The sequence below is a fragment of the Paramixta manurensis genome, from assembly GCF_013285385.1.
Taxonomy (GTDB): Bacteria; Pseudomonadota; Gammaproteobacteria; order Enterobacterales; family Enterobacteriaceae; genus Paramixta; species Paramixta manurensis.
In genome coordinates this window covers 636,318-660,107 of sequence record NZ_CP054212.1, presented here as the reverse complement: position 1 = coordinate 660,107, position 23,790 = coordinate 636,318, and the positions used below count along the sequence as shown (strand labels likewise).

The 23,790-nt window shown below is 53.2% G+C and carries 24 protein-coding genes; 9 read left to right on the top strand and 15 right to left on the bottom strand.

Annotated elements, in window-relative coordinates; all coding sequences use genetic code 11:
- Nucleotide 1 precedes the first annotated feature (1 nt).
- The 4 genes from PMPD1_RS03225 to PMPD1_RS03210 are packed head-to-tail and all read right to left on the bottom strand — an operon-like array spanning nt 2 to nt 4,039.
- The gene (locus PMPD1_RS03225) at nt 2-1,030 is read right to left on the bottom strand and encodes a flagellar motor switch protein FliG (protein WP_173632685.1); all 1,029 of its coding nucleotides are present in this window, start codon (nt 1,028-1,030) and stop codon (nt 2-4) included.
- Nucleotides 1,002-2,594: a flagellar basal-body MS-ring/collar protein FliF gene (gene fliF, locus PMPD1_RS03220; protein WP_435529729.1), complete on the bottom strand. Its 1,593-nt coding sequence runs from the start codon at nt 2,592-2,594 to the stop codon at nt 1,002-1,004. Before fliF ends, PMPD1_RS03225 begins: the two co-directional genes overlap by 29 nt.
- Before the next feature lie 48 nt (nt 2,595-2,642).
- The gene (gene fliE, locus PMPD1_RS03215) at nt 2,643-2,987 is read right to left on the bottom strand and encodes a flagellar hook-basal body complex protein FliE (protein WP_173632683.1); all 345 of its coding nucleotides are present in this window, start codon (nt 2,985-2,987) and stop codon (nt 2,643-2,645) included.
- A 20-nt stretch (nt 2,988-3,007) separates the two neighbouring features.
- On the bottom strand, nt 3,008-4,039 hold the full coding sequence (locus PMPD1_RS03210; protein WP_173632682.1) for a sigma-54 interaction domain-containing protein: 1,032 nt from the start codon (nt 4,037-4,039) through the stop codon (nt 3,008-3,010).
- 599 nt (nt 4,040-4,638) lie between these two features.
- On the opposite strand from PMPD1_RS03210, the gene PMPD1_RS03205 reads away from it, so the two are divergent.
- The 7 genes from PMPD1_RS03205 to PMPD1_RS03175 are packed head-to-tail and all read left to right on the top strand — an operon-like array spanning nt 4,639 to nt 10,910.
- Nucleotides 4,639-5,517, top strand: a complete 879-nt coding sequence (locus tag PMPD1_RS03205) for a FliM/FliN family flagellar motor switch protein (RefSeq protein WP_173632681.1) — start codon at nt 4,639-4,641, stop codon at nt 5,515-5,517.
- The gene (gene fliN / locus PMPD1_RS03200) at nt 5,510-5,881 is read left to right on the top strand and encodes a flagellar motor switch protein FliN (RefSeq protein ID WP_173632680.1); all 372 of its coding nucleotides are present in this window, start codon (nt 5,510-5,512) and stop codon (nt 5,879-5,881) included. Before PMPD1_RS03205 ends, fliN begins: the two co-directional genes overlap by 8 nt.
- Nucleotides 5,878-6,648 (top strand): flagellar type III secretion system pore protein FliP, encoded by a 771-nt coding sequence (gene fliP, locus PMPD1_RS03195; protein ID WP_173632679.1) that lies wholly within the window; start codon nt 5,878-5,880, stop codon nt 6,646-6,648. The genes fliN and fliP overlap by 4 nt, the downstream gene beginning before the upstream one ends.
- The gene (fliQ, locus tag PMPD1_RS03190) at nt 6,645-6,917 is read left to right on the top strand and encodes a flagellar biosynthesis protein FliQ (protein WP_173632678.1); all 273 of its coding nucleotides are present in this window, start codon (nt 6,645-6,647) and stop codon (nt 6,915-6,917) included. The genes fliP and fliQ overlap by 4 nt, the downstream gene beginning before the upstream one ends.
- A complete protein-coding gene (gene fliR, locus PMPD1_RS03185; protein ID WP_173632677.1) occupies nt 6,918-7,691 on the top strand; it encodes a flagellar biosynthetic protein FliR in 774 nt (257 codons plus the stop codon).
- Nucleotides 7,691-8,824 carry a flagellar type III secretion system protein FlhB gene (gene flhB, locus PMPD1_RS03180; RefSeq protein WP_173632676.1) on the top strand — a complete coding sequence of 378 codons (1,134 nt, stop codon included), beginning with the start codon at nt 7,691-7,693 and terminating at the stop codon, nt 8,822-8,824. Before fliR ends, flhB begins: the two co-directional genes overlap by 1 nt.
- Nucleotides 8,811-10,910 (top strand): flagellar biosynthesis protein FlhA, encoded by a 2,100-nt coding sequence (locus PMPD1_RS03175; protein WP_173632675.1) that lies wholly within the window; start codon nt 8,811-8,813, stop codon nt 10,908-10,910. Before flhB ends, PMPD1_RS03175 begins: the two co-directional genes overlap by 14 nt.
- A 23-nt stretch (nt 10,911-10,933) precedes the next feature.
- Here PMPD1_RS03175 and PMPD1_RS03170 read toward each other — a convergent pair whose 3' ends face one another.
- The 10 genes from PMPD1_RS03170 to PMPD1_RS03125 all read right to left on the bottom strand — a co-directional run bounded on the left by PMPD1_RS03170 (nt 10,934) and on the right by PMPD1_RS03125 (nt 21,507).
- Nucleotides 10,934-11,929: a lysozyme inhibitor LprI family protein gene (locus tag PMPD1_RS03170; RefSeq protein WP_173632674.1), complete on the bottom strand. Its 996-nt coding sequence runs from the start codon at nt 11,927-11,929 to the stop codon at nt 10,934-10,936.
- A 150-nt stretch (nt 11,930-12,079) separates the two neighbouring features.
- Complete coding sequence (locus PMPD1_RS03165; protein WP_173632673.1) at nt 12,080-13,216, bottom strand: porin; 1,137 nt, start codon at nt 13,214-13,216, stop codon at nt 12,080-12,082.
- Between the two features lie 407 nt (nt 13,217-13,623).
- Nucleotides 13,624-14,931, bottom strand: coding sequence for an MFS transporter (locus PMPD1_RS03160; protein ID WP_173632672.1), 1,308 nt, complete (start codon nt 14,929-14,931; stop codon nt 13,624-13,626).
- Complete coding sequence (locus tag PMPD1_RS03155; RefSeq protein ID WP_173632671.1) at nt 14,928-15,176, bottom strand: hypothetical protein; 249 nt, start codon at nt 15,174-15,176, stop codon at nt 14,928-14,930. Before PMPD1_RS03155 ends, PMPD1_RS03160 begins: the two co-directional genes overlap by 4 nt.
- A gap of 186 nt (nt 15,177-15,362) precedes the next feature.
- Nucleotides 15,363-16,487: a M20 family metallopeptidase gene (locus PMPD1_RS03150; protein WP_173632670.1), complete on the bottom strand. Its 1,125-nt coding sequence runs from the start codon at nt 16,485-16,487 to the stop codon at nt 15,363-15,365.
- A complete protein-coding gene (locus tag PMPD1_RS03145; RefSeq protein ID WP_173632669.1) occupies nt 16,487-17,242 on the bottom strand; it encodes a glutamine amidotransferase in 756 nt (251 codons plus the stop codon). The genes PMPD1_RS03150 and PMPD1_RS03145 overlap by 1 nt, the downstream gene beginning before the upstream one ends.
- Before the next feature lie 13 nt (nt 17,243-17,255).
- Nucleotides 17,256-18,335, bottom strand: coding sequence for a phosphotriesterase family protein (locus tag PMPD1_RS03140; protein WP_173632668.1), 1,080 nt, complete (start codon nt 18,333-18,335; stop codon nt 17,256-17,258).
- 3 nt (nt 18,336-18,338) lie between these two features.
- Nucleotides 18,339-19,340, bottom strand: coding sequence for an ABC transporter permease (locus PMPD1_RS03135; protein ID WP_173632667.1), 1,002 nt, complete (start codon nt 19,338-19,340; stop codon nt 18,339-18,341).
- Between the two features lie 18 nt (nt 19,341-19,358).
- Nucleotides 19,359-20,105: an ATP-binding cassette domain-containing protein gene (locus tag PMPD1_RS03130; protein ID WP_173636096.1), complete on the bottom strand. Its 747-nt coding sequence runs from the start codon at nt 20,103-20,105 to the stop codon at nt 19,359-19,361.
- A gap of 379 nt (nt 20,106-20,484) precedes the next feature.
- Entirely contained in the window at nt 20,485-21,507 is a 1,023-nt protein-coding gene (locus PMPD1_RS03125; RefSeq protein ID WP_173632666.1) for a LacI family DNA-binding transcriptional regulator, read from the bottom strand.
- Between the two features lie 324 nt (nt 21,508-21,831).
- Here PMPD1_RS03125 and PMPD1_RS22660 point away from each other — a divergent pair, with 324 nt between their 5' ends.
- Together PMPD1_RS22660 and PMPD1_RS03120 are read left to right on the top strand one after the other, a co-directional pair.
- Nucleotides 21,832-21,966 (top strand): hypothetical protein, encoded by a 135-nt coding sequence (locus PMPD1_RS22660; RefSeq protein WP_354292755.1) that lies wholly within the window; start codon nt 21,832-21,834, stop codon nt 21,964-21,966.
- Nucleotides 21,953-22,903, top strand: a complete 951-nt coding sequence (locus tag PMPD1_RS03120) for an ABC transporter substrate-binding protein (protein ID WP_173632665.1) — start codon at nt 21,953-21,955, stop codon at nt 22,901-22,903. The genes PMPD1_RS22660 and PMPD1_RS03120 overlap by 14 nt, the downstream gene beginning before the upstream one ends.
- Before the next feature lie 3 nt (nt 22,904-22,906).
- On the opposite strand, the gene PMPD1_RS03115 is transcribed toward PMPD1_RS03120, so the two are convergent.
- Nucleotides 22,907-23,776, bottom strand: coding sequence for a ribokinase (locus PMPD1_RS03115; protein ID WP_173632664.1), 870 nt, complete (start codon nt 23,774-23,776; stop codon nt 22,907-22,909).
- Nucleotides 23,777-23,790: the final 14 nt, after the last annotated feature.

Below are 23,790 nucleotides of genomic sequence, written 5' to 3'. Positions count from 1 at the left end.
CTTACTCCACCGTCTGCTCGGCAAATAACTGCACCTGAATTTCGCCCTCTTCGGCCAACTCACGCACCGTCGCCATAATCTCTTTACGCACCAGTTCAATGCGGCTCAATGGTACCGGCCCCAGCCGATTGGTGGTGTTCTGCAACAGTTGCGCCTGACGTTTCGGCATCGCATCAAAAATTGCGTTACGCAGTACCGGTTCGGTACCTTTCAGCGCCAGGGCCCACTCTTCCATCGGGATCTCTTCCAGCAAACGTTGCAAAGTGGTGGCGTTTTGACGGCTGAGGATAAAGAACTCATACATTTCGTCTTTCAGCGCCTCAACCACCTCTTGATCGCGTTCGCGTAATTGTTCAAGCAGCCCTTCCTGATTACCGGCAATGCGGTTGACGATATTGGCCGCCTGTTTAATGCCTTTTACCTTCGAGCCGTGTTCCGATAACACCGCCACGCCGCGTTCAATTAGCCGATCCAATTCATCTACCACGTCACGGTTCACATCATCCAGCCGGGCAATACGGAACAGGATCTCTTCACGGCGCGCGTCATCAAGATGCGTCAGAACCAGCGCGGCCACGTCTGGCGGCAGAAAGGCGAGAAACACCGCTTGTAGTTGTAGGTGTTCCTGGGCAATCAACGCCGCCAGTTGTGGCGTATCCACCCATTGCAAACGCGCCATGCGGTAACGGATTTCATCGCCATAGATGCCGTTGATTACGCTACGGGCAATCTCACCGCCCAGCGCCTTCTCCAGAATGCCCTGCAGATAGCTACGCGAGGCACCGTTGATACCGCTCTGTTCGCGGTACTCCTTGAAGAAGTGGTTCAGCGCGTCACGCGCCTGGGTCATTTTCACGTCATGCAAACGCGCCATGGTTTCACTCAGGCGCATCACCTCTTCACGGGTGAATTTTTGCATGACGGTCGCCGCCGCCTCTTCACCAATGCTCAGCAGCAGAATCGCCGCCTGCTCAAGGCGCGAACGACCGGCTGGCTTATTATTAGGACGATTTGTTGGTGCTTCGCTCATTGCTGATAATCCACTGTTTAATCACTTCCGCTACCCGATCGGTTTCGCTGCGGGCCAGCATTTGTAGGTGTTCAATCTTGGTTTCCAGGCCGGAGCTCTGCGCCGGTAAATGGTCTTCATTCTGGAAAGCGCTACGCGATAAGGCGGCATTGAGCGTCGTTTCGTCACGGTTATCGCTATTTTCATCATCAATAAAGCCACTTTCTGACGGTAGCGTTGCCGTTCCTGCCGTCGAGGCGGCAGGCGAACGCGCGACCCGGCGTAGCAACGGCAGAATGCCAAACACCACTACCAATAGCGCCAGCAAGCCGATGCCGCCGCGTATTGCCCAATCAATGGTGGATTGTTTTTCCCACCAGGCCTCAACTGGCTCGGATACCGTGTCGGCAGCGGTGAAATGCATTAGACTGAGCGTCATCACATCGCCGCGTTGCGCATCAATACCGGCGGCATTTGCCAGCAACTGGTTAAGCTGCGTCTGTTTTTCGCTATTCCACTCCGCGAGCGTTGGCGCCGCCTGGTTTAACACCACCGCGACCGATAATTTTTCCAGTTTGAAGCCGGGATGGCGCACGCTACGAATATCCCGATCCCAAGCGTATTGACGCTGCGCCTGGTTGCGTGTGGATAACGCTGGTTGATTGTTATTGTTGTTGGCCTGCGCTGCCGGACGATTACTTAATGACCCCGGAATGCCGACCGCCAGCTCATCGGTGGTATTTTCCTGCTGGATATTTTCATTGCTGATCCGCGGCTCGCCGAGATAACGCTCTTGCGTTTCATCAACCTGGCTAAAATCGACTTGCGGCACCACGCTGACGCGGAAATTGCTCGGCCCGACCACCGAATTAAGCAGGTTGGTAATATTGCGTTCGGTTTGCTGGCGAATCTGCTGTACGCGTTCATTGATGCGTTTATTACCGGCAACGGCGGTGTCCTGATCCAGATCGGCGCTCAGCAACTCACCCTGCTGATCGACCACCCGCACGCTGGCTGCTTCCATCCCCGGCACGCTACCGGCAACCAGGTTAACGATGGCCGCGACCTGTTCATCGTTCAGATGCTGACCATATTTCAGCCGTACCATCACCGAGGCGCGGCTTTGCGGACGATTACTCAATACAAAGGAGCTGGCTTCGCTGATGCCCAGATGTACGCGGGCATTTTCCACCGCGTCAATCGCCATAATGCTTTGCGCTAACTCGCCCTCCAGGCTGCGACGAAAGCGAACGTTCTGGATAAACTGGCTGCTACCGAGCATCTCCTCTTTATCCATCAAGCCATAGCCTTCCGGGCGCAATGCGGCAATGCCTTTCGCCGCCAGCGCCATACGCGCCTGCGGGAGTTTGCTTTCCGCCACCAGGATATGGCCGCTTTCCGGTTCGATACGGTAAGGAATTTTTTCGCCGCTAAGGATCTCAATAACCTGCGAAACCGGAATATTTTCTTGCGATCCAAACAGCGCGGTGTAATGGCTATCGCCACGCCATAGCAGCGCCAGCGCTAACAGAAGCGCCACCAGCGCACCGCCCGCCGGTAACGCCCATTTGCGCAATTGCGCCATGGGTAAGGCGGCAATGATCTTTTTCAGTTGTTCAGGCACAGTCGATCCTTACAGCGGCACGTTGATCAACTCATCCAGCGCACTGGTGAGTTTGTTACGTACCTGTATCAAGGCAGAGAAAGAGACGCTGGCTTTCTGGCTTTCCAGCATTGCCCCGGTCAGATCGTCGCTTTCGCCCATCTCCACCGCGTGTTGTTTGGCGCTAGCCGTCTGTTGTTGGGCGTTGACATGGTCGAGAGCGTCATTCAACACGCTACCGAAGGAAACCGCGTTATCGCTGACCCGGTTGGCGGGGGCGATGTTGGCGGCCCCCGCTTGCGCGCTCACCTGCTGCATTTGCTGAATCAACTGACGTTGCGCAGTGTGTATGCCAGTGGCATCAATTTTGTTCATGGTGTATCCGTGTCACCCGCTTAACCGGGCAGATTATGAGAGCAAAAACTAAAGTCGAATCCCTTCTGGCGCATGGAGGCTAGCCGGTAGCGCAATGCGCGTGGCGTAATGCCGAGGAATTCAGCGGTACGCGCTTTATTGCCTTCGTAACGCTTCAGCAAATCGGCAATGTATTGGTACTCGGCCAGACGTCCGCGCTGTTTAATCGGTTGTGTACCGCTGGCGCTGAGCAGCGTATCGTCGGCTGTCACAGAGGTAAGCGCTGGCGTCATTGCCGTGAGGCCAAAGCAGGCCGCCGAGATTTCACCATCCGGCGACATAATCATGCCGCGTTGAATCACGTTCTCCAGTTCACGCACATTTCCCGGCCACGCATACTGTTGTAGCGCCACACAGGCATCACGCGTTAAACGGGCCTGTGGCTGGCTAAACGCACGGTATTTATGAATAAAAATATGTGCCAGCGGGATAATGTCCTCAGTGCGCTCACGCAGCGGCGTGATATGCATGGGCACCACCGAGAGGCGATAGTAGAGGTCCTGACGAAAACGCCCTTCGGCAATCTCTTTTTCCAGATCCTTATTAGTGGCGGCAATCAAACGGATATCCAGTGGGATACGTTTATGGCTTCCCAACCGTTCCACTTCTTGTTCTTGTAATACGCGAAGCAATTTAGCTTGCAGCGCCAGCGGCATATCGCCAATTTCATCGAGCAATAATGTGCCGCCATTCGCCATTTCAAACTTACCCGGCACGCTGTTTATTGCCCCGGTAAACGCGCCCTTCTCATAACCGAACAGAATCGCTTCCAGCATATTCTCTGGAATGGCCGCACAATTAACCGCGATATAGGGAGCCTCTTCGCCAAAAGCATGTTGGTGGATGTATTTAGCCACACACTCTTTGCCGGTTCCGGTTTCACCCGTGATTAATACCGGAACATTAAAGCGGGCGACGCGTTGCGCCAACGAAAAGAGATTAACGCTGGCTGGCGCGTGGGCGATATATTTACCGTCGTATGAATTATCCTGTTGCATAATCATGTTCGTCATCAGTGTCGCTCCATTGCAGTTAATGCCGGCATCTACTTTCCGGTTAAACAGCACATCGGTAAATCACGCCGATGAAGAGTCACTGAAGAGCGATTTTCTTTTCAGTGTGAAATTCAACGGCAAAGGATATGAAGTAATCTGACTGTTTAAATGAGGTTATAAATATCGACATTCAAACCACTATTTTTCTACATGCTGAACGTCAGTATGTGAGAATAAAATCACCAGCAGATTAGGAATAAACGCGAAGTATACCGAGGGAGGAGCGCAACGCTAGCTTTAATAGCGTATTAAAAAATAAAGTTATAAAATTCAATAAATTAAACATTAATTTAACCATTATTAACCGCTAAAAATTAAGCGATTAATAACCCATACAATCTTGCAGCCCATCTAAAAAACGGGTTTAATTCATCTCCTTTTGTGAAGATTGAAAAAATAGACATTTTGATGTTGACATTAAGTACAGGCGACATGTGAACACGACAACTTAAATTTTATTTTTTTAGCGCAACCCATTTGTCATTCTCATCGAAAGGAACCATTAGGTCGGCTCTCTGTTTATTCGGAAAGCTCACTTCATTTACTCAGGTAAACCTATGCGGGCAATAACTAATAAAATTCGAATTTACAATCACGCTAACCTGGCAGAAGTGATCGAACTCAAAGCGAACAAACTCGGTCGTCCGTGGCATCGAGTGCCACAAATATTTAACAATCGTTTCGATTTGCTGGATGCGCATATCAGCATTTATTTTTTGAAGAAATTTCGCGTCAATATTGCTTTAAAGAAAATGACGTTCGAGATGGATTCAACGCAAAAATATTCGCAGGTGATGTCAACCCGCCTTGGTCATATCGCCTTTCAGATTGAGCGGGAATTGCTACTGAATATTCTGCACGACTTTTATGGCTTAGCCAGAGAGTGTCAAGAAACACCGCAACTTCACAACACGCCGGTGACCAAAACGGAGGAAAGGTTGCGGAGTAAATTAGCAATGGAAATGGCAGAGCTAATTTTAAACGGCAATGTCTTTGCCGACGCGCTGGAGATCAAAACCGATCCGGCGTCATTAATTAGCCATTGGTCGTATCGCGTCACCTTTGCGCTTGAAGGCGATCAGGAAGGGCACTTTTCATTGCTGTTGGATGGCGCGCATGTCGATGCCTTGCTGGCTTCGCTAGGCCATCAGGGGCATGAGCATCTCGCGCAGCAACTCGACACCTTCGCGCCGAAGCGGCTGGAGAATATGGTGTCAACGCTGCCGGTCAAACTGATTGGCCGACTTGCGCAGGTTTCGCTGACCGTAGCCGACCTGGCAAAACTGAAGCCGGGCGATATTTTACCGATCGCGCTACCGGAGCGTTTCCCGCTGCTGGTTGGCCAACAACCGTTGTTTACCGCCGTCATCGCAGAAGATCGCAGCAAACTTTACTTCTCTGAATTTACCGACAGGAACCATGAGCACTATGAGTGAGCATACGGATGACTTGCCCCAGGACTTGAACCTGGATTTCGATTTATCTCCGGCGACAGCGCTGCCCGGCGGCGCGGTTGCCGAAGAGGGCGCGCTGCTGGAGAAAAAGCGCAAGCTATCGCTGTTTAGCCGGATTCCGGTCACTCTGACGCTGGAAGTCGCTTCGGTAGAAATTTCACTGGCGGAACTGATGGCAGTGAATAACGAATCCATTGTTGAGTTAGATAAAATGGCTGGCGAACCGCTGGATATTAAAGTTAACGGCATCCTGTTCGGCAAGGCCGAAGTGGTGGTGGTTAATGATAAATACGGTCTGCGCATTATCGAGTTTAATAACAAAGAATTAGGTGAGCTGGTGTTATGAACCGCGCGCTGTTGACCGGTGTCTGGTTCCGACGCGTGCTACTGCTGTGCGGGTTGTTACTCTGCATTCCGCAGGCGTTGGCGCAAGAAGGTGCGGTGACGCTATTTAGCGCCGCGCAAACCGCCAGCGGACAAGACTATAACGTCAAAATTGAAATTTTGATTCTGATGACCCTGCTCGGGCTGATCCCGATCATGGTGCTGATGATGACCAGCTTTACCCGCTTCATCATTGTGTTGGCGGTATTACGTCAGGCGCTGGGCTTACAACAAAGCCCGCCGAACAAAGTGTTGACCGGTATCGCACTGGCATTAACCATGTTGGTCATGCGCCCGGTTGGCCTACATATTTATCACGATGCCATCGTGCCCTTTCAGAACGACCAGATTACCCTGAAGCAAGCGCTCGGTAGCGCCACGGTTCCGCTGAAAAAATATATGCTGGCGCAAACCAATACCAAAGCGCTGGAGCAGATCATGACCATCGCTAACGCACGCGGTGCGGCGGAGGAGCAAGATCTCACTATCGTGGTGCCCGCCTTTGTACTTAGTGAGCTGAAAACCGCCTTCCAGATAGGCTTCATGATCTATATCCCCTTTTTAGTGATTGACCTGATTGTCGCCAGCATATTGATGGCAATGGGGATGATGATGCTATCGCCGCTTATCGTCTCGCTCCCGTTCAAATTAATGCTGTTTGTGCTCTGTGACGGCTGGTCGATGATCGTCGGTACGCTGGCTGGCAGCATTCAAGGGGCCGGATTATGATGACGACCGATATCGCGGGCGATATTGTCGCCCAAGGCGTCAAGCTGGTGTTAATCATCTCGATGGTGGCAATTGTGCCGAGCCTGCTGGTAGGCCTGATGGTCAGTATCTTCCAGGCCACCACGCAAATTAATGAACAGACGCTGAGTTTTTTACCGCGTCTGGTGACCACGCTGCTGGTGCTGATTTTTGCCGGGAAATGGATGATCACCCAACTGATCGACTTCGCCCAACTGATCTTCCAGCAGGCGGCGCATTTGGTGGGCTAAATGGGGATCTCGATTAGCGATCTGATCGCGCCGCTACTGGCGGGTTTCCTGCCGTTTATCCGCATCTACGCGTTTCTACACTTTTGTCCGGTACTGGACCAAAAATCCCTGACGCGCAAAGTCCGTATTGGCGCGGCGCTGGCGTTGGCGGCTGTGATCACCCCGATGCTGGCGCATCCGATCCATCTGACCTCGTTATTGTCGATGCAGGCGCTGTTATTGATCGGCGAGCAGATCCTGTGGGGATTTTTGTTTGGCACCATCATGCAGTGGGTGTTTATCGCGTTACAGACCGCTGGTCATATTCTCTCGTTTAATATGGGCCTCGGTATGGCGGTCATGAACGATCCCAGCAATGGCGTCTCCACCACGGTGATCGCGCAGATTATTTTTGTCTTTTGCGTCCTGATCTTTTTCTCTATGGACGGCCACTTATTGTTGGTTACCGTGCTGTACAAAGGGTTTACTTACTGGCCGCCGGGCCAGGCGATCACCACGCCCACGCTACGTTTTGTCACCAGCGGGGTCGGCTGGTTAATTGCCAGCGCGCTACTGCTGGCAATGCCGACGGTATTTATCATGATGATTGTGCAAGGGGTGTTTGGCCTGCTGAACCGCGTTTCCCCGACGCTGAATCTGTTTTCCCTCGGTTTTCCGATCAGTATGCTGTTCGGTCTGTTCTGCCTCGGGCTGCTGGTTAGCCATATTCCCGACCACTATCTGCACCTGACCAATGAAATCCTGGCGCAGCTTGATCGTCTGCGGGGGGCCTGATGTCCGGGAGCAGCGGCGAAAAAAGCGAAAAGGCCACCGCCGGTAAACTAAGAAAGGCGCGAGAAAAGGGGGAAATTCCCCGCTCGAAAGATGTGACGATGGCCGCCGGATTAATTACCTCGTTTATTACTCTGACGACTTTTTTGCCCTGGTATAAGCAGCTTATTGGCGCCTCTTTTACCGCAGTTGGCATGATGGCCGGGCGGCTTGATGACAGCGGCGCGTTACATCAGTTTCTACTGACGCATGTGTTGATTCTGATGAAGTTTATTCTCACGCTGGTGCCGATCCCACTCAGTATGATTGTTGCCTCGCTGGTACCGGGTGGTTGGCAATTTACGCTGACGAAACTCATGCCGGATATAAAAAAACTGAGCCCGTTGGCGGGAATTAAGCGGCTATGTTCCCCAAGCCATTTAACCGATGTGCTCAAAATGATGGCGAAATGCGCGGTGCTGCTGGCGGTGTTGTACAACACCATTCATAGCGAGTTGACATCCCTGCTCTCGCTACAAATGCTGTGGCTATGGCAAGCGGTTAGCCGCGGCATGGCGCTTTACCATGACATCATGCTGAAATTCGTCATCATCATTACGCTATTCGCGCTGATTGATATTCCGCTCAGTAAGTTCTTGTTCGCCCGAAAAATGCGGATGACCAAACAGGAAGTGAAGGAAGAACATAAAAACAATGACGGTAACCCTCAGATTAAGGGACGCATCCGTCAGTTGCAGCGCCAGTTCGCCATCGGGCAGATCAACCTCACGGTACCGGAGGCCGATGTGGTGATCACTAACCCCACCCACTTTGCGGTGGCATTGAAATATGATGCCACTAAAGCCGCCGCGCCCTATATCGTGGCGAAAGGCGTTGATGAAGTGGCGTTATATATCCGCCAGGTGGCGCAAAAACATCAGGTCGAAGTGGTCGAATTCCCGCCGCTGGCGCGTTCGATTTACCACACCACACGGGTTAATCAGCAGATCCCCGCTCCGCTCTACCGCGCTATCGCCCACGTGCTGACCTATGTGATGCAATTAAAATCCTGGCGCGCCGGCCAGGGCGATAAACCCGAGTTAAATACCCGCATCCCGATTCCGCAAGAGGTAATGGAAACCCATGGCAACTCCTAAGCTTACTGGCCGTTTAGCCGCGTTGAGAAAACTCAATATCGGCGTGCCGATTTTACTGTTAAGCATGTTGGCGATGGTTATTCTGCCGCTGTCGCCACTGCTGCTGGATCTGCTCTTCACCTTTAATATCGTGTTGGCGGTGATTGTATTGCTGGTGAGCGTTAACAGTAAACGCCCGCTCGATTTTGCCCTGTTCCCAACCATTTTGTTGATTACTACCCTCATGCGGCTGTGCCTCAATGTCGCCTCTACCCGCGTGGTATTGCTGAATGGTCACCAGGGTGCAGGCGCTGCCGGGCAAGTGATTGAAGCCTTCGGCCAGGTGGTGATCGGCGGTAACTTCGTGGTCGGTTTCGTGGTGTTTGTCATTTTGATGATCATCAACTTTGTGGTGGTGACCAAAGGAGCGGAGCGCATTTCCGAAGTCTCGGCGCGCTTTACCCTGGATGCATTGCCGGGCAAACAGATGGCGATTGATGCCGATCTCAACGCCGGGTTGATTAATCAGGAACAGGCGCGTACTCGCCGGAAAGAGGTCGCCAGCGAAGCGGACTTTTACGGCGCGATGGATGGCGCCTCTAAATTTGTCCGTGGGGATGCGATTGCCGGCATCATGATCTTAGCGATCAACGTGATCGGCGGCATTTGCATCGGTATTTTTAAATACAATCTCGACGTTAGCCACGCCTTCGAGGTCTATGTCCTGCTGACTATCGGCGATGGGTTGGTCGCGCAGATCCCTTCCCTGCTGTTAGCCACGGCGGCGGCGATCATTGTTACCCGCGTCAGCGACGGCGGCGAAATGTCGGCGGACATCAAGCGCCAACTGCTATCCCGCCCCGGCACGCTGTACACCGCCGCGATGGTGATGTTTGTGCTGGCGATAGTGCCGGGGATGCCGCATCTGGTGTTTTTCATTTTTACCGGCTTACTGGCGTTCACCGCCTGGCGGCAAAGTAAACAGGTAAAAGATGCCGAGCCGGTAACCGATATGGCGGCGATTGCTGATGTACTCGGCGAAAACGATGAGCATCCGGTCAGTTGGCAAAGTATCCCGGTGATTGAACCGATTGGCCTGAATCTCGGCTATAAGCTGGTCACCCTGGTGGATAAAGCCAAAGGGAGCCCACTCACGCAGCGTATGCGTGGCGTGCGCCAGGTGGTATCGGAAACCAGCGGCGTTCTGCTACCGGAAATTTGTATCCGCGAAAACTTTCGTCTCAAACCCGCGCAATACGCTATTCATATTAACGGTATTCGTAGCGCGACCGGCGAAGTACACGCCGACCGTCTGATGGCGATTGCCACCGCCGAGCAGTATGGCGAAATTGAAGGAGTGATTGATATTGATCCCGCCTGGGGGCTACCGGTGGTGTGGATCAGCCCGGAACATAAAGCACGCGCGTTGAATCTTGGCTATCAGGTGGTGGATTGCGCCAGTGTGGTGGCAACGCACGTGAATAAGGTGGCGCGCGAAAGCCTGCCGGACTTATTCAATTACGACGATATTACCCAGTTAAACGAACGTCTGGCGCAACTGGCGCCCAAGCTGGCGGAAGATTTAAATAACGCGCTGAATTTTAGCCAGTTATTGCGCGTCTATCGCCTGCTGTTGATTGAACAGGTATCGCTAAAAGATATTGTCACCATCGCCACCACCTTACTGGAAAGCGCCGCCGTCACCAAAGATCCGCTGCTGCTGGCGTCAGATGTGCGTTACGCACTGCGCCGCGCCATTGTGGCGGCGCTGGTTCAGGAAAAGAAACGCCTGTCTGCCTTCACTCTGGAGAACGGCCTGGAAAACTTATTGCTCGGTGCGCTGAACCAGGCGCAGCAGGCAGGGAAAGTGGCGCTGGATAGCTTCCCGGTTGATCCGAATATTTTGACGCAGTTACAAACCAATATGCCGGTTATTTTTGAAAACCTGAAGGCACAGAATCTGACGCCGGTGTTATTGGTTGCGCCGCAATTACGGCCTTTGCTGGCGCGCTACGGGCGGTTATTCGCCAGTGGGTTACATATTTTGTCGTATAACGAAGTGCCGGATGAGATTGAGTTGAAGGTGGTTGGGCAGTTGGGCGCGTAAAACGCGCCCCGCTGCGCCGGCGATCAGCCTGGAAAATTCTGCCGCCAACTCGAAAGGGTTTTTGGCATCATCGTTTTATCCGCCTCGGTAGTGACATAGATAAATTTCAAATGATTATCCGGCGTCGGCTCAACCCGCATCGCCCAGATCTTACCGCTGGATGTGTAACGAATTAGCGCCGCCTTACGGTTTGCCATACCTTTCACCGCTAAGGTCATCACCGTCGCGCCCTGATTATCAAGATCATCACTGTACGCATACGAATTGGCGGTTTTCACATAGTTTTCGTAATCATTCCCGACCAATTTCCGAAAGCGATCATCCATCTCGCGCGTAGGGAAAATACCTAAGGTCAATAAGCTTGCCGCCGGGCGAGGATCGCTATCTGCGCGCACGTAGATACCGTCCAACATAATGCCCTGTGGCACAAAAATTTTGCAGCCATAGTCGCTATTACTGCTGACATCCAACGTGCCGTCCGCACGCGGAATCACCAAAATGCGACAATCCCTGGCATCTTGCAGGTTATCCACCAAACTAATACCGTAAAATAACCGCCCTTCACCGGTAAGCGAAACGCGGTTCACTCCAGCCCAAGAGGTGGCACTCATTTCATAACCCCAGCGCGAAACGCGGGAGAAGGTGAGCACCCCGCCATTGCCGTTTGGCGCGCTTTTATTCCACCAGCTACCCTCAAGTTTAAGGCTACGATCGGCTTGTGATAAGCCGCTAATACGTTGTAAATAGGCGCGCTGTAAACACACATTGCTAACACAGGCATCGCGCGCTTTTTGCCACTCTTGTTGTTGTTGCCAGATAACCTGGGGGTTGGTAATGATTTCTTGTTGATAACGTTGCTGCAAATTATCATCCAGCCAGCGCAATTCAGGGCTACTACAGAGGGTATTTTCAATCAGTGTCGCCGCACGCTGGCAATTAACCGCCAACGCCGGGAATGAGAATAACCACGCGAGACAAAACAGCATCTTGCGCCAGTAAACAAAATTGAAGTTTTTCATTGAATAACGTTACATCCCTGGCAGAAAAAATCCTCCACATTATAAGACAATTCTGTGGCTCAGGGGGGATTAGCGGTCTGGCGTTGAAAAACAAACGGGCCGACAACGTATGCTGCCGGCCCGCACTACAGACTTGAAAGCGATCTGCGATTAGAAATCGTAGAACACGGTAACCCAGGTTGAATCCGGTTCGCCGTCTGAGCTGTTTGCCAGCGTACGTTCGACATAGACCGAGAGACCGTAACCAATGGTGGTGCCCGCGCCTAAGTACACATGGTTGGCATGGAAATCTTCATCCCCTTTCAGGCGCAGGGAGTCTGCCGCCACGTAAGGCTGAATAGATTTCAGGAATGGTTTATCGATATTAAAGGTGTAACCGACAAAGCTTTCCAAACCATAACCGCTACCAGCGAAATAGTGTGAAACGGTATTTTCACGGGTGCTCGGTACAAAGTCCTTATAATAACTGGCGGTACCCACAATATACCAGTTATTCGGTTGCCAGGTTAATGCCGTCCCTGAAATCTGCTGATGATAATCTTTCTTATTAAATGCATTATCCTTAATTGTCGCATCAGTCTCGCTATATGCGGCGCTAAAGGTTAGCGTTTTGGTCAAATTATAATCCAGACCTAAACCACCGCCATTATTACGGCGATAGGTTTGGTTATTACCAATCCAGGTTTCGTCTTCCGGTAATAAATAGTTGGCATATAACTTAACCGGGCCAAAATCATTGGTATATTTAATGCTGTTTTTCGGACGGTTAGCCCCATCGAAATCGCCATTCACGCCAATGCCGGTCGCGCCTGCATGACCATCGTTATCCCACACGTCGCTTTTCACGCCGATGACGGAGTAGTAGATGCCCCACTGATGGCCGTAGGTCAAAGTACCGTAACGATCATCTTTAATCCCGGCATAGGATTGGCGCTGGTAATCACGCTTGCCGTCCGTATTATAGTGGCCGTCCCAGTCTAGCGCGTGCGCTAAGTCTACGCCCCACTCGTAATAACCAATAACAGAGGTATCTTGCGTTAATTTATAATCCGCGCCAAAACGAAAACGGGTGCCGCCATCGTGACCATTTTTATAATAACCCGGCTCCGGGCCATTATTAAAAATCCATTCCGGACGAATACTTCCGCCGACCTGTAAACTTAATGGCGCCAGTAAAGAATCACTTTGTGGGTTCTTATCTAAAACCACGATCTCCGCATGGGCTGCAGCGGATAACGCCGACAGCACAACGCCGCCAATCAAAATTGACGATTTCAACTTGCTCATGAATTACCCTGTCTCCAAATCTTATATTTGTTATTGCGTTTGCAATGGCCTTGCGCCACGCAGGAATATTTAACACAGGAGAGAAAGAGGGCAAAGTAAAAAAAAGTTATGGTTATAGAAAATAAATAAAGTTCAACGTGCAATATTTATACATAAAAGAAACCAAATGTAACATAAAGAAACAAGACAAGAAAAAGCGTATAAACAAGCGTCAAAATGTTCAAACATTAGGCAAACTGATTACAAGCGGTATCTTTATTAGAAATACTTAATAACAAATTAAGCTAAAAAATCGCACCATTGTCTAAGCTTTTTCAGGGTAAGGCGGGGTGAGGCTCAGCTCGCCCCGCGCAGCGAACGCGACATTATCTGCCGCTGAAGGGAGGTAACCGTGGCAGAGGCGGCGTTTAACCCGCCGCACGCTCAGGCGCTTTATCACGGGTAAAAAATTGCAGAATCGCGGCGAGTAGCGCGGCAGCAGAGCCAACCGCAAAACCGGCCAAATAACCGCCAGCGTGGTTCCAGCCGCCAAAATGGTCAATCAGCCAACCGGCCAGCGGCGAGGCAGGTAGCGTGCCGAGAAACGTCAACATCAACAGCAGCCCCATCGCTGAGCCGGAGGCTTTTGGCGCATGATCGGCCATCATGGCGTAATACACCGGGAACACGGCGTTAAGACCCAGCCCCCACAGCAGCAAAATGACCCACAGCATACTGACGCCGGAAATGAAGATCAGCGCAAACACGCAGATGGCATACCACAGCGAGAGAAATATCAGCGTTTTGCGACGGCCAATATAATCGGAGATGTAGCCAAACAGCAGTTGACCAAACCAGCCGGTAATATAGGGCACCACGCCAATAATCGCGCCAAACGTATCGTGCTGATGCATGGTAAACACCACGTAAGGCGCCAGAAACCACAGCCCAAGCGTTTGCGAAAAGGTAATTAATCCCGAACCGATCACCGTCAATAACACGTGGCGGTTTCCCAACACCTGACGTGTTTCGGTCAGTTGCTGGCGTAAGGTTTGCGATTCGCTCTGCTCCGCATCCGGCGGCGTCATCCCCTGCTGGCGCGCATAATCATTAACCTGCTGCCAGGTGACCGGCGTGGCGTACATCCACAGCGCTAACGCCAGCAAATAGCCGATAATCGGCGTCAATAAAAACACCAGCCGCCAGCTCTCACTCCCAAACGCCGTTAAGATCCAGCTCGCGGCCAGGCCGCCCAGCAACGCGCCAACCGGATAGCCAGTATGGTGAAGGCCCAAAGCAAACCCGCGATGCTCACGCGGCCAGTATTCTGAACACTGCGCCACATTGGTGACTTCCGCCCCGCCAGCCGCGCCCATGCCCAGCACGCGCCACAAAACAAACTGCCACAGATGCAGGCAGGTCGCTTTAATCCCGACCAAAATAGAGAGGGTAGTAAAAATTACCATATACCAGCACTGGCTGCGTTTACGCTTCCAACCGCGCCCCAACTTATCGGCAAGGATGCCCGCCGGGAGCGCAACCAACGCGTAAGCGAGGAAAAAAGCGCTGACCAGATAGCCCCACTGCACACCGGATAAATGAAACTCGCTAATAATCGCTGGTTGCACGCGGAACATGATTTCACGGTCATTGGCGTTCATTAACCACAGTAACCAGGTCAGAAATAACATGATCCAACTGGCGCGCGCGCCTTTGGGTAACCGGAAGCCACTCATACGCCCCCTCGCTTAACCCGACGAAGACGAGCAGTTTTGACCCCGTACGCGACCAGGTTCAGCGCTAATACGCAGGCAGCGGCGCCCAACAGACGCCCGGCAAACGGTAAGGCGATGACGCCATGACTGGCCCAGGCGATGGGAACACAGAGCGCTAATCCGCACAATAATATAAGGTACAGTTCGTGACGCGCAGAGGGCGTAACCGCTCCGGGCGATGTGGTAAAGATGGCGTGTTTTTTCATGGCAGGACCTGGTGATTATCTTTTTTATCGCCGCATCACCTTGGTAGGCACTGTGTTGATGCGACGCCCGATATAACCTCAGCAAAAAGCCGGTATCCGCGCGGCTACCGGCGAAAAAATTGTAGTACAATTAAATATCGTCGTACTGCAATAACAATCACAAAACATACAATTAACAAATTATTGTCACGCCACGCCGCCGTGCTCAATAATTAACCTGCCGTAAAGCCATTCCGCCTCCGCCAGGCGGCTCAGTAAACAGTATTCATCGGTTTGGTGCGCCATTGCCGGTTCACCGGGGCCAAGAATGATACAAGGCGGGTTACCCAGTGCCGGTAACAACAGTGAAGCGTCGGTAAAATAGGGCACGATGCGCGGTTCCAGCGGGGCCGCATGTAACGGCTGGCAACAGCGATAAACCGCGTCAATCCACCCATCCTCGCTGGCGCTCAGCACCGCCGGTAGATCAACCAATGTTTCCACGCTGACTCCCACTCCTAACATGTCAGTCAATCGGCGGCGAATCATGGCGTGCTGCAAATTTGGCGCGGTACGAATATCGACCTCAAAGCGCGTGCGGTCCGGCACGGAATTAATATTTAACCCGCCTTCAATACGCCCAACGTTCAGGGTGGGATGTTTCATCAGTGGATGCGCCGCGCCCGGCGAAAAGTCGCGCAGTTTATTTAGCGCATCCGCCGCCAGATAAATCGCATTAATACCCAGTTCCGGCATCGCCCCGTGCGCGGTTTTGCCGCGCGTTTCACAACGCAACCATAACGCCCCTTTATGGCCGATGACCGGATAGTTGGCGGTGGGTTCGCCGACAATTAACGCGCCGACCGCCGGCAGCCCGCCGGAATCGATCAACGCACGCGCCCCGTCGCAGCCGGTTTCTTCCCCGCCGGTAAGTAATAAAACCACGCCTTGCCCGGCGCGGATCGCCGCCTGGTTCTGTACACAGGCCACGGCAAAAGCGGCCACCGCCGCTTTCATATCGCTCGCCCCGCGTCCATACAAACGATCGCCATCGATCTGACTGCCAAAAGGATCGTATTGCCATGCGGCGTTGCCCAGCGGCACCGTGTCCAGATGGCCGGTAAACGCCAACGGCTTACCCGACGCCTGCCCCGGCAAACGAGCGATCAGGTTGTAACGCTGCGTGCCAAAGGAAGTGAGCGTAACGTCAAACCCGCGCTCACTCAGCCATCCGGCTAAAAACCGCATACAATCCGCTTCATCACCGGGCGGATTAACCGTATTAAAACTCAGTAACCGCTGCGTCAGTGCCAGAGTCTCGGTGTCTGCCATCAGGCACGTTCCGTTAGCCAGTCAAGACAGTTGATCCACAGTTGGCGATAACCCGGCCATTGGGCAAACTCCTCGGGTAGCCAATGGGCGGACATATCGCTGGTCCATACCAGCGAGCGCCCCTGCTGATAGTCACGCACCGCCAGTAGCGGATGCCCGCTACCCGCCACGGTGGCTAACAGTTTCCCCTGCGGCTGCATTTCAACTTCGTTATACCCCAGCAGCCACGGCCACTCGCCGGGCAAATCATTCAACACCGCATGCGCTTCCTGCACTTCGGCATAACACCCTTCGGGCGTTTCAATGCGATCATCCCAAGCCAGGCAGCGTACCGGCAGCACCTTTTCCACTGCGGTGTTACGGTAACGCGCGCCGCCGTTGATGCCCTGAAAACTGTAGTAGCCGCCAACCATCATTAACCCACCGCCCGCCGCGACATAATCGTGAATCAACGTTAGGCGATTAGCGGTACGGCGGCTTTTCAGCCAGGTATCCGGGTGCAGCAACAAGGTATTCGCACCGACATCCGACAGAATAATCGCGTCCCACTGCTGCAATGCCTGCAGGGTGGTTGGAAATTCCGCCGCCGCCGCGTGCGCAGGCATATGGGTCACGGCATACTGGCTATCCGCCAGCGCGGCGAGAAAATCTGTCGCTCCGCTGTGCCAGGTCGCGGTCGCGAATTGATCGAAGCCTTTAATATGTGTTGAGGTACTGGTCCAGGACTCGCCAACCAGTAAGATATTTTTTTGCATTATTCTTCTCCCGTTATCCGCCAAATACACGCTGCGGATTGGCCATCATTAGTGTTTCAAGCTGTTCGCCGCTGACGCCGTGGCGTTTCAGGCGCGGAACAAAGTGTTTGAGGATGTAGCCATAACCGTGCCCGCCGTAACGGGTCAGCATGGTTTTGAGGAACACATCTTGCGACAACAAAATTTGCTCAATGAAGCCATCCTCGATCAGCTCACAAATCGCCCGCGCATTCTCCTCATCGGAAGGCGATTGCGCCGACTCATCGGCGTAGTAATAGCTCATGCCGATCATGTCGTATTCAAGGAAAGCGCCACGCTGCGCCAGTTCGCGCTGATAACGCTTATCGGCGAAACTGGGATTCATATGGCACAGCACGGTATGGCGCAGATTGGCGCCCTCTTGTTCGAGAATATCCAGCACCTTGTGGCCTAGCCGTTCCCAACCTGGTAGATGCACCTCAATCGGCACGCCGGTGGCGGCATTGGCTCGCCCCGCCGCACGCAGCGATTTTTCCTCATCGGCGGTGAACCGGCTGGAAACGCCGATTTCGCCAATCAGCCCGGCAATCACTTCCGGTTTCTCTTCCGCCCCGCCAACATCGTAAATCAGCTTATCGGTCAACTGCTCGACGCTGATGGCTCTTACCCATTCGGGGTGCGATGGCTCCAGATATAAGCCGGTTCCCATCACGATATTCAACCCGGTCAGCCGGGCGATGCGTTGCAGCGCTTTTGGATCGCGACCAATGCCAATGTTGGTGGGATCAACCACCGTTTCGCCGCCGAGCGCGCGATACTTCATCAGCTCCTCTATCGCGACATCGACATCAAACAGTTGGCAGTTATCGCGGCTCATCAGCGGATTAAGCGCCAGCTCGCCGAGGTTTTCTATTTTCACCGGCATTTCAGCGACATGGCGATCGCTACAGCAACAGGGCGGTACCCATTTACCGGAGGCATCCAGCAAAATATGCTCGTGCATCAGCGTTACGCCCATCTCGCCGAGCGGCAGCGGGCCGAGCACGGTCATCACATATCCACTGCCAACGCCGACCGGCAACGGCTGCGGATGACGAAAAATCGATCCGTTCATCGGCTATCCTTTCGCGGCGGCGCGGGTGGGGTTGAGAATGCGGGTATTTAGCCAGATAGCCAGCAAGATAATGGTGCCGGTGGCGATCTGGGTATAGAACGGCGAGATATGCGACAGGATCAACCCGTTTTGGATAATCGCAATCGACAGCGCGCCAAGCAGCGTACCGATAATGGTGCCGAAACCGCCGAACAGGCTGGTACTGCCGAGCACTACGGCGGCGATCACTTGCAACTCAAAGCCTTCACCCTGGTTGGAGGAGCCGCTACCCAGCCGCGCGGTAATAATCATACCGGCCAGCGCGGCGGCCATGCCGCTAATGATGTACACCTTCATGGTCACCGCTTTGGTATTAATTCCGCTGCGGCGTGCGCCTTCGGCATTGGCGCCGATGGCGGTGACATAGCGACCAAAGCGCATATGATTCAATACGATATGTCCGGCAATTAGCACCAAAATGGCGATCAGCGCCGGCATCGGCATTCCCAACACCCAGGCGCGGCCCATAAAGGTAAACAGACTGTCGGCCGGGATTGGAATGGAATACCCCTGGGTGATCAACAACGCCACGCCACGAACTACTGCCAGGGTCGCGAGGGTGACAATAAACGCCGGGATCCCTTCATAAGCGATAAAAAAGCCGTTAATCGCGCCTACCACGCCGCCAAGCACCAGGCCGCCAAGCAGGACTACCGGCCACGGCAGCCCCCAGTTATTCAGGGCAAAGGCGGAGAGCGCGCCAACCAGCGCCAGCGTGGAACCAACCGACAGATCGATCCCGCCAGTGGTGATCACCAGCGTCATCGCGGTAGCGACAATCAGTAACGGCGCGCTCTGGCGAATAATATTCAGCCAGTTAGTGCCGCTAAGAAAATTACTGGTGATCAGCGAGAACACGACGCAGCAGAAGACAAAAAACAGCGCGATGCTGATCACGCCTGAATGGCTATGTAGCAGACGGCGCGGCAGCGAATGCCGGATCATGCGAGAGCCGCTTAAGTTCATGATACTCATCCTGTTACCTCAGTGTGTCGCCGCAGAGTGGGCGGTAAACTTCTCGCCGACAATCAGGTTAACAATATCGCCCAGACTGGTATCGGCGACCCGCCGATCAGCCACATTGGTGCCTTCGTACATCACCATAATTCGGTCGCACACCAGAAACAGGTCCTGTAGCCGGTGGGTAATCAAAATTACGCTGACGCCGCGCGCCGAGACGCGGCGAATTAACTCCAGCACCGCCTCAACCTCCGCGACCGCTAACGCGGCGGTGGGCTCATCCATAATCAGCACTTTCGGATCGAACGCGGCGGCGCGGGCAATGGCAATGGCCTGGCGCTGACCGCCCGAAAGATTACGGACTAATAACCGCGTGTCGGGAATCGAAATCCCCAGTCCTTTCAGCATCTCACGCGCATCGGCATGCATTTTGGCTTGATCAAGAAACGGAACGCCGAGCATCGACTTCATCGGTTCACGGCCCATAAATAAATTACCGGCTACATCCACCGTGTCGCACAGCGATAAATCCTGATACACCATTTCGATATGGCAACGGCGCGAATCCGCCGGGTTGGTAAAATGCTGCTGTTCGCCATCAATACGAATGGTGCCGCTGGTTGGCACCACCGCGCCGGACAACACTTTAGTCAGCGTGGATTTTCCGGCGCCGTTATCGCCAACCAAACCCAACACTTCGCCCGGCGCCAGTTGCAAATTGACGCCGCGCAGCGAACGTATCGACCCGTAGGTCTTGGTAATGTTAATCATCTCTACCCGCGCCGGGGCAGTTTGTGGCTGCTGCATCTGATAACTCCCATTGCTATCGCAGGGGAACGTGGGTCTGATTGCGGCAACACCGCCATCCGGCACGGTTTACAGCCTTGTAAACCGGTTTACCTGCCAGTCAGAAGTATTGCTGTTGCAACCAGACCCTACGCGACAAATGATATTTTTTCGCCAGGTAAAACATTGCAGCATCCGTGCCAGGACGCAAAACCGCCTGCGCACTACCGATTTAACTCACTGTAATTTAACGTTTTTAAATGCAACCCGTTAGTAAACCGGTTTACTGATTATAACTAAACGTTAGAGAATTGTTTGTTTTTTGCTCCATAAATGTGCACTTTTGCGCCATTTTGGGACACAGTTAACAAACCCGAATAGAATCGCGGCTAATCCACTCGACCGGTAAACGGGTTTCCTGCGGGATATTTGCTTCGCCGTTAAGCAGGCGCAGCATGATGTCCACCGCCGTGCGGCCCAGTTCGCGTGCCGGTTGGCGGATGGTAGAAATGCGCGGCTGAGTGAAATCGGCATAGTTAGCATCGTCGAAGCCAACCAGGGATAGCGCCTCCGGCGCCTGCAATCCACAAGCGCGTAGGCCATCCAACAAGCCGAGCACCAGATAATCGCTGGCGGCAAACACCGCCGTTGGACGGCGTGCGCCGCTGAACAGCCGCCGCAGCGCCTGCTGACCGAATTCACGCTGATAATCGCCAAACATCACCCACTCCGGCGGCCAACTTAACCCGGCTTGCTTCATCGCGGTGCAGAAACCCTGATAACGTTCGCGCACGCTCATCAGTTCATCCGGCCCGCCGATAAAAGCGATGTGGCGATGACCAGCGGCGATCAACTTTTCAGTGGCGATGCGCCCGCCCTGCACGTTATCGGCAAACACTTTCGGCACGCGGCTACCGGGAATATCTTCATCGAGCAGCACAATACGTTGATGACGCTGAATCTCTTTACGCAACAAGCCGTTATCCGGGCGGTTAGTGGTAAACAGCAGGCCATCTACCTGACAGGTATCCAGCCAGCGAATAAACTGGCACTCCTTATCCGGATTGTTACGGGTGATACACAGCACCAGGCTGTAACCACGGGCGGAGGCGGCTTCTTCCGCGGCATCGGCCAGTTCGGCAAAGAACGGGTTGGTGATATCCGGCAGCACTAACCCCAGGGTTTCGCTGTCCCCTTTGCTCAGGCGGCGCGCCAGGCTGTTACCGCGATAATCCAGTTGGCGAATTGCCGCTTCAATGCGTTCGATGGTTTCCTGCGGCAGCACGATGCTGTGATTCATATAGCGTGAGACCGTGGCTTTCGACAGCCCGGCCAGCTTGGCTACATCTGATAACAACACGCGTTTAGTACTCATTCGACACGCCATTTCTCCTGAAGAGGGCTATCTGTAACATAGTTAAGCGCGTCTGATACAGCACTTTCGTTGGCCGGTACGGCGATAAAATAAACGCTTGACAAAAATTGAGCGGCGGAGAATTGTATAAACAGTTTACCGCATTACCCGGGAGTTATTCCCACCCCTGCTTCACCTGTTTCAGTCGCGCGCCGAAATGGATCGGTTGCCGAAATAAGGTCGAGTCGGTTTACGCTGCAGCACGGATTATTTCCGCTGCCGTCAGCTATTCATACGATATTTGCCCGCCAAAAACAGTCAGATGACAGATTTCAGGTCGCCGCCTGCGGCAACGGTATGCTTATCGGTTCTCGCTCGCCGAAAGAAAACCGCGCCAATGCCGCCTTGCCTGAAATTATTTCTCTGCGTGACGACAGCAGAGAGAGATTGATTATCACCTTCTCTCAACGAGGATACGATGATGTTATTTAACACCGGAAAACTGCGTGGCATTGCTCTGACAACGGCATTACTGGCCGCAAGTAGCTTTATTTCTCTGGCGAACGCCGCCCCGACTTATGCCTTAGTACAAATAAACCAGCAGGCACTGTTTTTTAATTTAATGAATAAAGGCGCGCAAGATGCGGCAAAAGCCAGCGGCAAACAATTAGTGATTTTTAACGCCACCGATAATCCCGTTGCGCAAAATGATGCGATTGAAAACTATATTCAGCAAGGCGTAAAAGGCATTTTAGTGGATGCCATTGATGTTAACGGCATTATGCCAGCAGTGAAAGAAGCGGCAGCGGCTAAAATTCCGGTTATCGCGATTGATGCCGTGCTCCCCGCCGGACCGCAGGCGGCGCAAGTCGGCGTTGATAACGTCGAAGGCGGTAAGATTCTGGGTAAATACTTTGTCGATTACGTGCAAAAACAGATGGGCGGCAAAGCCAGGCTCGGCATTGTTGGTGCGCTAAATTCGGCGATCCAGAACCAACGTCAAAAAGGCTTTGAGGAAACCATTAAGAGTAATTCAGCGATCACCGTCGCCGACGTGGTGGATGGGCAAAATATTCAGGACAACGCGATGACCGCGGCAGAAAACCTGATTACCGGCAACCCGGATCTGACGGCAATTTATGCCACCGGAGAACCGGCATTACTGGGAGCGATTGCGGCAGTAGAAAACCAGGGTCGGCAGAACGATATTAAGGTATTCGGCTGGGATTTGACGGCAAAAGCCATTGCCGGCATTGATGGCGGCTATGTGGCGGCAGTATTGCAGCAAGACCCGGAGAAAATGGGGGCGGAGGCGCTCAAAGCGCTGAACACCCTGAACGCAGGCAACAAGGTGCCGAAAACCATTTTAGTACCGGCGACGGTGGTGACGAAAGCGAACGTGGATAGTTACCGTTCGCTGTTTAAATAGCGCCTACTCGGCGCCTGAGTTTAACAGTGCGGCCAGTTCGGCACGACGAGGAAAAGCGCTTGAGGTTCCTCGTCGACTGACGGTGATGGCGGCAGCCTGGCTGGCGTGAGTAAGCGCTAACCTATCGGGCAATACGCCGCGCAGTAGCGCCGATGCCAGCATAACAGCAAGAAACGTATCCCCGGCGCCGGTGGTATCCAATGCCTGGGCTGGCGTCGCCGGGCAGAACTGGCGCTGATTGCCGTGATGTAACCACGCGCCCTCGGCGCCTTGGGTAATCACCACCGTGGGGACGCCGTCAGGCTGGAGTTGTTCCGCTTCCGACTGGTTCACTACCGCAATATCCACCAGCGGCCAGAGTTGAGCGAAGTCAGGATTGACCGGTGAAGGGTTAAAGACGGTGGTTAAACCCCGTGTTTTCGCCAGTTGAAACAGGGCTTGGGTTTTTTCGAAACTGAAATTGCCTTGTTGCAGCAGAATATCGCCCGCGGAGGCATCCGCCAGATGCGGCACGATATCGTCAAGGCTAAATGCATCCGCGGCGGCGGTAGTGGTAATAATCGCATTATCGCCATCGGCACTATTTAAAATGATTGAGGTATCACTATGTTGGCAAAAATATTCAGTGGGTAGCAGCCTTAATGGCTCATTAATTATTTGCTCGCGGATCCATTTCCCGTTGCTGTCATTCCCGGTGGCGGCAATTAATCGGGTATCTATTCCGCAGCGCGATAAAATAATCGCCTGATTCGCGCCTTTACCGCCGATATCTTGCGAGACTTTATTGCCATGAATCGATGAACCTTTTTGCGGAATATCCGCGATCGCCCAAGTTTCATCGACGGTAATATTACCGGTGACATAAACACGCATAGTATTTCCTTAAA

Coding starts and splice junctions, on each gene's coding strand:
- fliN (WP_173632680.1), top strand. CDS start 5,510: ATGAGTGAGCATACGGATGACTTGCCCCAGGACTTGAACCTGGATTTC.
- PMPD1_RS03125 (WP_173632666.1), bottom strand. CDS start 21,507: ATGGCGTGTCGAATGAGTACTAAACGCGTGTTGTTATCAGATGTAGCC.
- PMPD1_RS03170 (WP_173632674.1), bottom strand. CDS start 11,929: ATGAAAAACTTCAATTTTGTTTACTGGCGCAAGATGCTGTTTTGTCTC.
- PMPD1_RS03210 (WP_173632682.1), bottom strand. CDS start 4,039: ATGACGAACATGATTATGCAACAGGATAATTCATACGACGGTAAATAT.
- PMPD1_RS03205 (WP_173632681.1), top strand. CDS start 4,639: ATGCGGGCAATAACTAATAAAATTCGAATTTACAATCACGCTAACCTG.
- fliF (WP_435529729.1), bottom strand. CDS start 2,594: ATGGCGCAATTGCGCAAATGGGCGTTACCGGCGGGCGGTGCGCTGGTG.
- fliQ (WP_173632678.1), top strand. CDS start 6,645: ATGATGACGACCGATATCGCGGGCGATATTGTCGCCCAAGGCGTCAAG.
- PMPD1_RS03115 (WP_173632664.1), bottom strand. CDS start 23,776: ATGCGTGTTTATGTCACCGGTAATATTACCGTCGATGAAACTTGGGCG.
- PMPD1_RS03130 (WP_173636096.1), bottom strand. CDS start 20,105: ATGATTAACATTACCAAGACCTACGGGTCGATACGTTCGCTGCGCGGC.
- PMPD1_RS03140 (WP_173632668.1), bottom strand. CDS start 18,335: ATGAACGGATCGATTTTTCGTCATCCGCAGCCGTTGCCGGTCGGCGTT.
- PMPD1_RS03160 (WP_173632672.1), bottom strand. CDS start 14,931: ATGAGTGGCTTCCGGTTACCCAAAGGCGCGCGCGCCAGTTGGATCATG.
- PMPD1_RS03150 (WP_173632670.1), bottom strand. CDS start 16,487: ATGGCAGACACCGAGACTCTGGCACTGACGCAGCGGTTACTGAGTTTT.
- flhB (WP_173632676.1), top strand. CDS start 7,691: ATGTCCGGGAGCAGCGGCGAAAAAAGCGAAAAGGCCACCGCCGGTAAA.
- PMPD1_RS03145 (WP_173632669.1), bottom strand. CDS start 17,242: ATGCAAAAAAATATCTTACTGGTTGGCGAGTCCTGGACCAGTACCTCA.
- PMPD1_RS03175 (WP_173632675.1), top strand. CDS start 8,811: ATGGCAACTCCTAAGCTTACTGGCCGTTTAGCCGCGTTGAGAAAACTC.
- PMPD1_RS03135 (WP_173632667.1), bottom strand. CDS start 19,340: ATGAACTTAAGCGGCTCTCGCATGATCCGGCATTCGCTGCCGCGCCGT.
- PMPD1_RS22660 (WP_354292755.1), top strand. CDS start 21,832: ATGCTTATCGGTTCTCGCTCGCCGAAAGAAAACCGCGCCAATGCCGCC.
- PMPD1_RS03165 (WP_173632673.1), bottom strand. CDS start 13,216: ATGAGCAAGTTGAAATCGTCAATTTTGATTGGCGGCGTTGTGCTGTCG.
- PMPD1_RS03120 (WP_173632665.1), top strand. CDS start 21,953: ATGATGTTATTTAACACCGGAAAACTGCGTGGCATTGCTCTGACAACG.
- fliR (WP_173632677.1), top strand. CDS start 6,918: ATGGGGATCTCGATTAGCGATCTGATCGCGCCGCTACTGGCGGGTTTC.
- fliE (WP_173632683.1), bottom strand. CDS start 2,987: ATGAACAAAATTGATGCCACTGGCATACACACTGCGCAACGTCAGTTG.
- PMPD1_RS03225 (WP_173632685.1), bottom strand. CDS start 1,030: ATGAGCGAAGCACCAACAAATCGTCCTAATAATAAGCCAGCCGGTCGT.
- fliP (WP_173632679.1), top strand. CDS start 5,878: ATGAACCGCGCGCTGTTGACCGGTGTCTGGTTCCGACGCGTGCTACTG.
- PMPD1_RS03155 (WP_173632671.1), bottom strand. CDS start 15,176: ATGAAAAAACACGCCATCTTTACCACATCGCCCGGAGCGGTTACGCCC.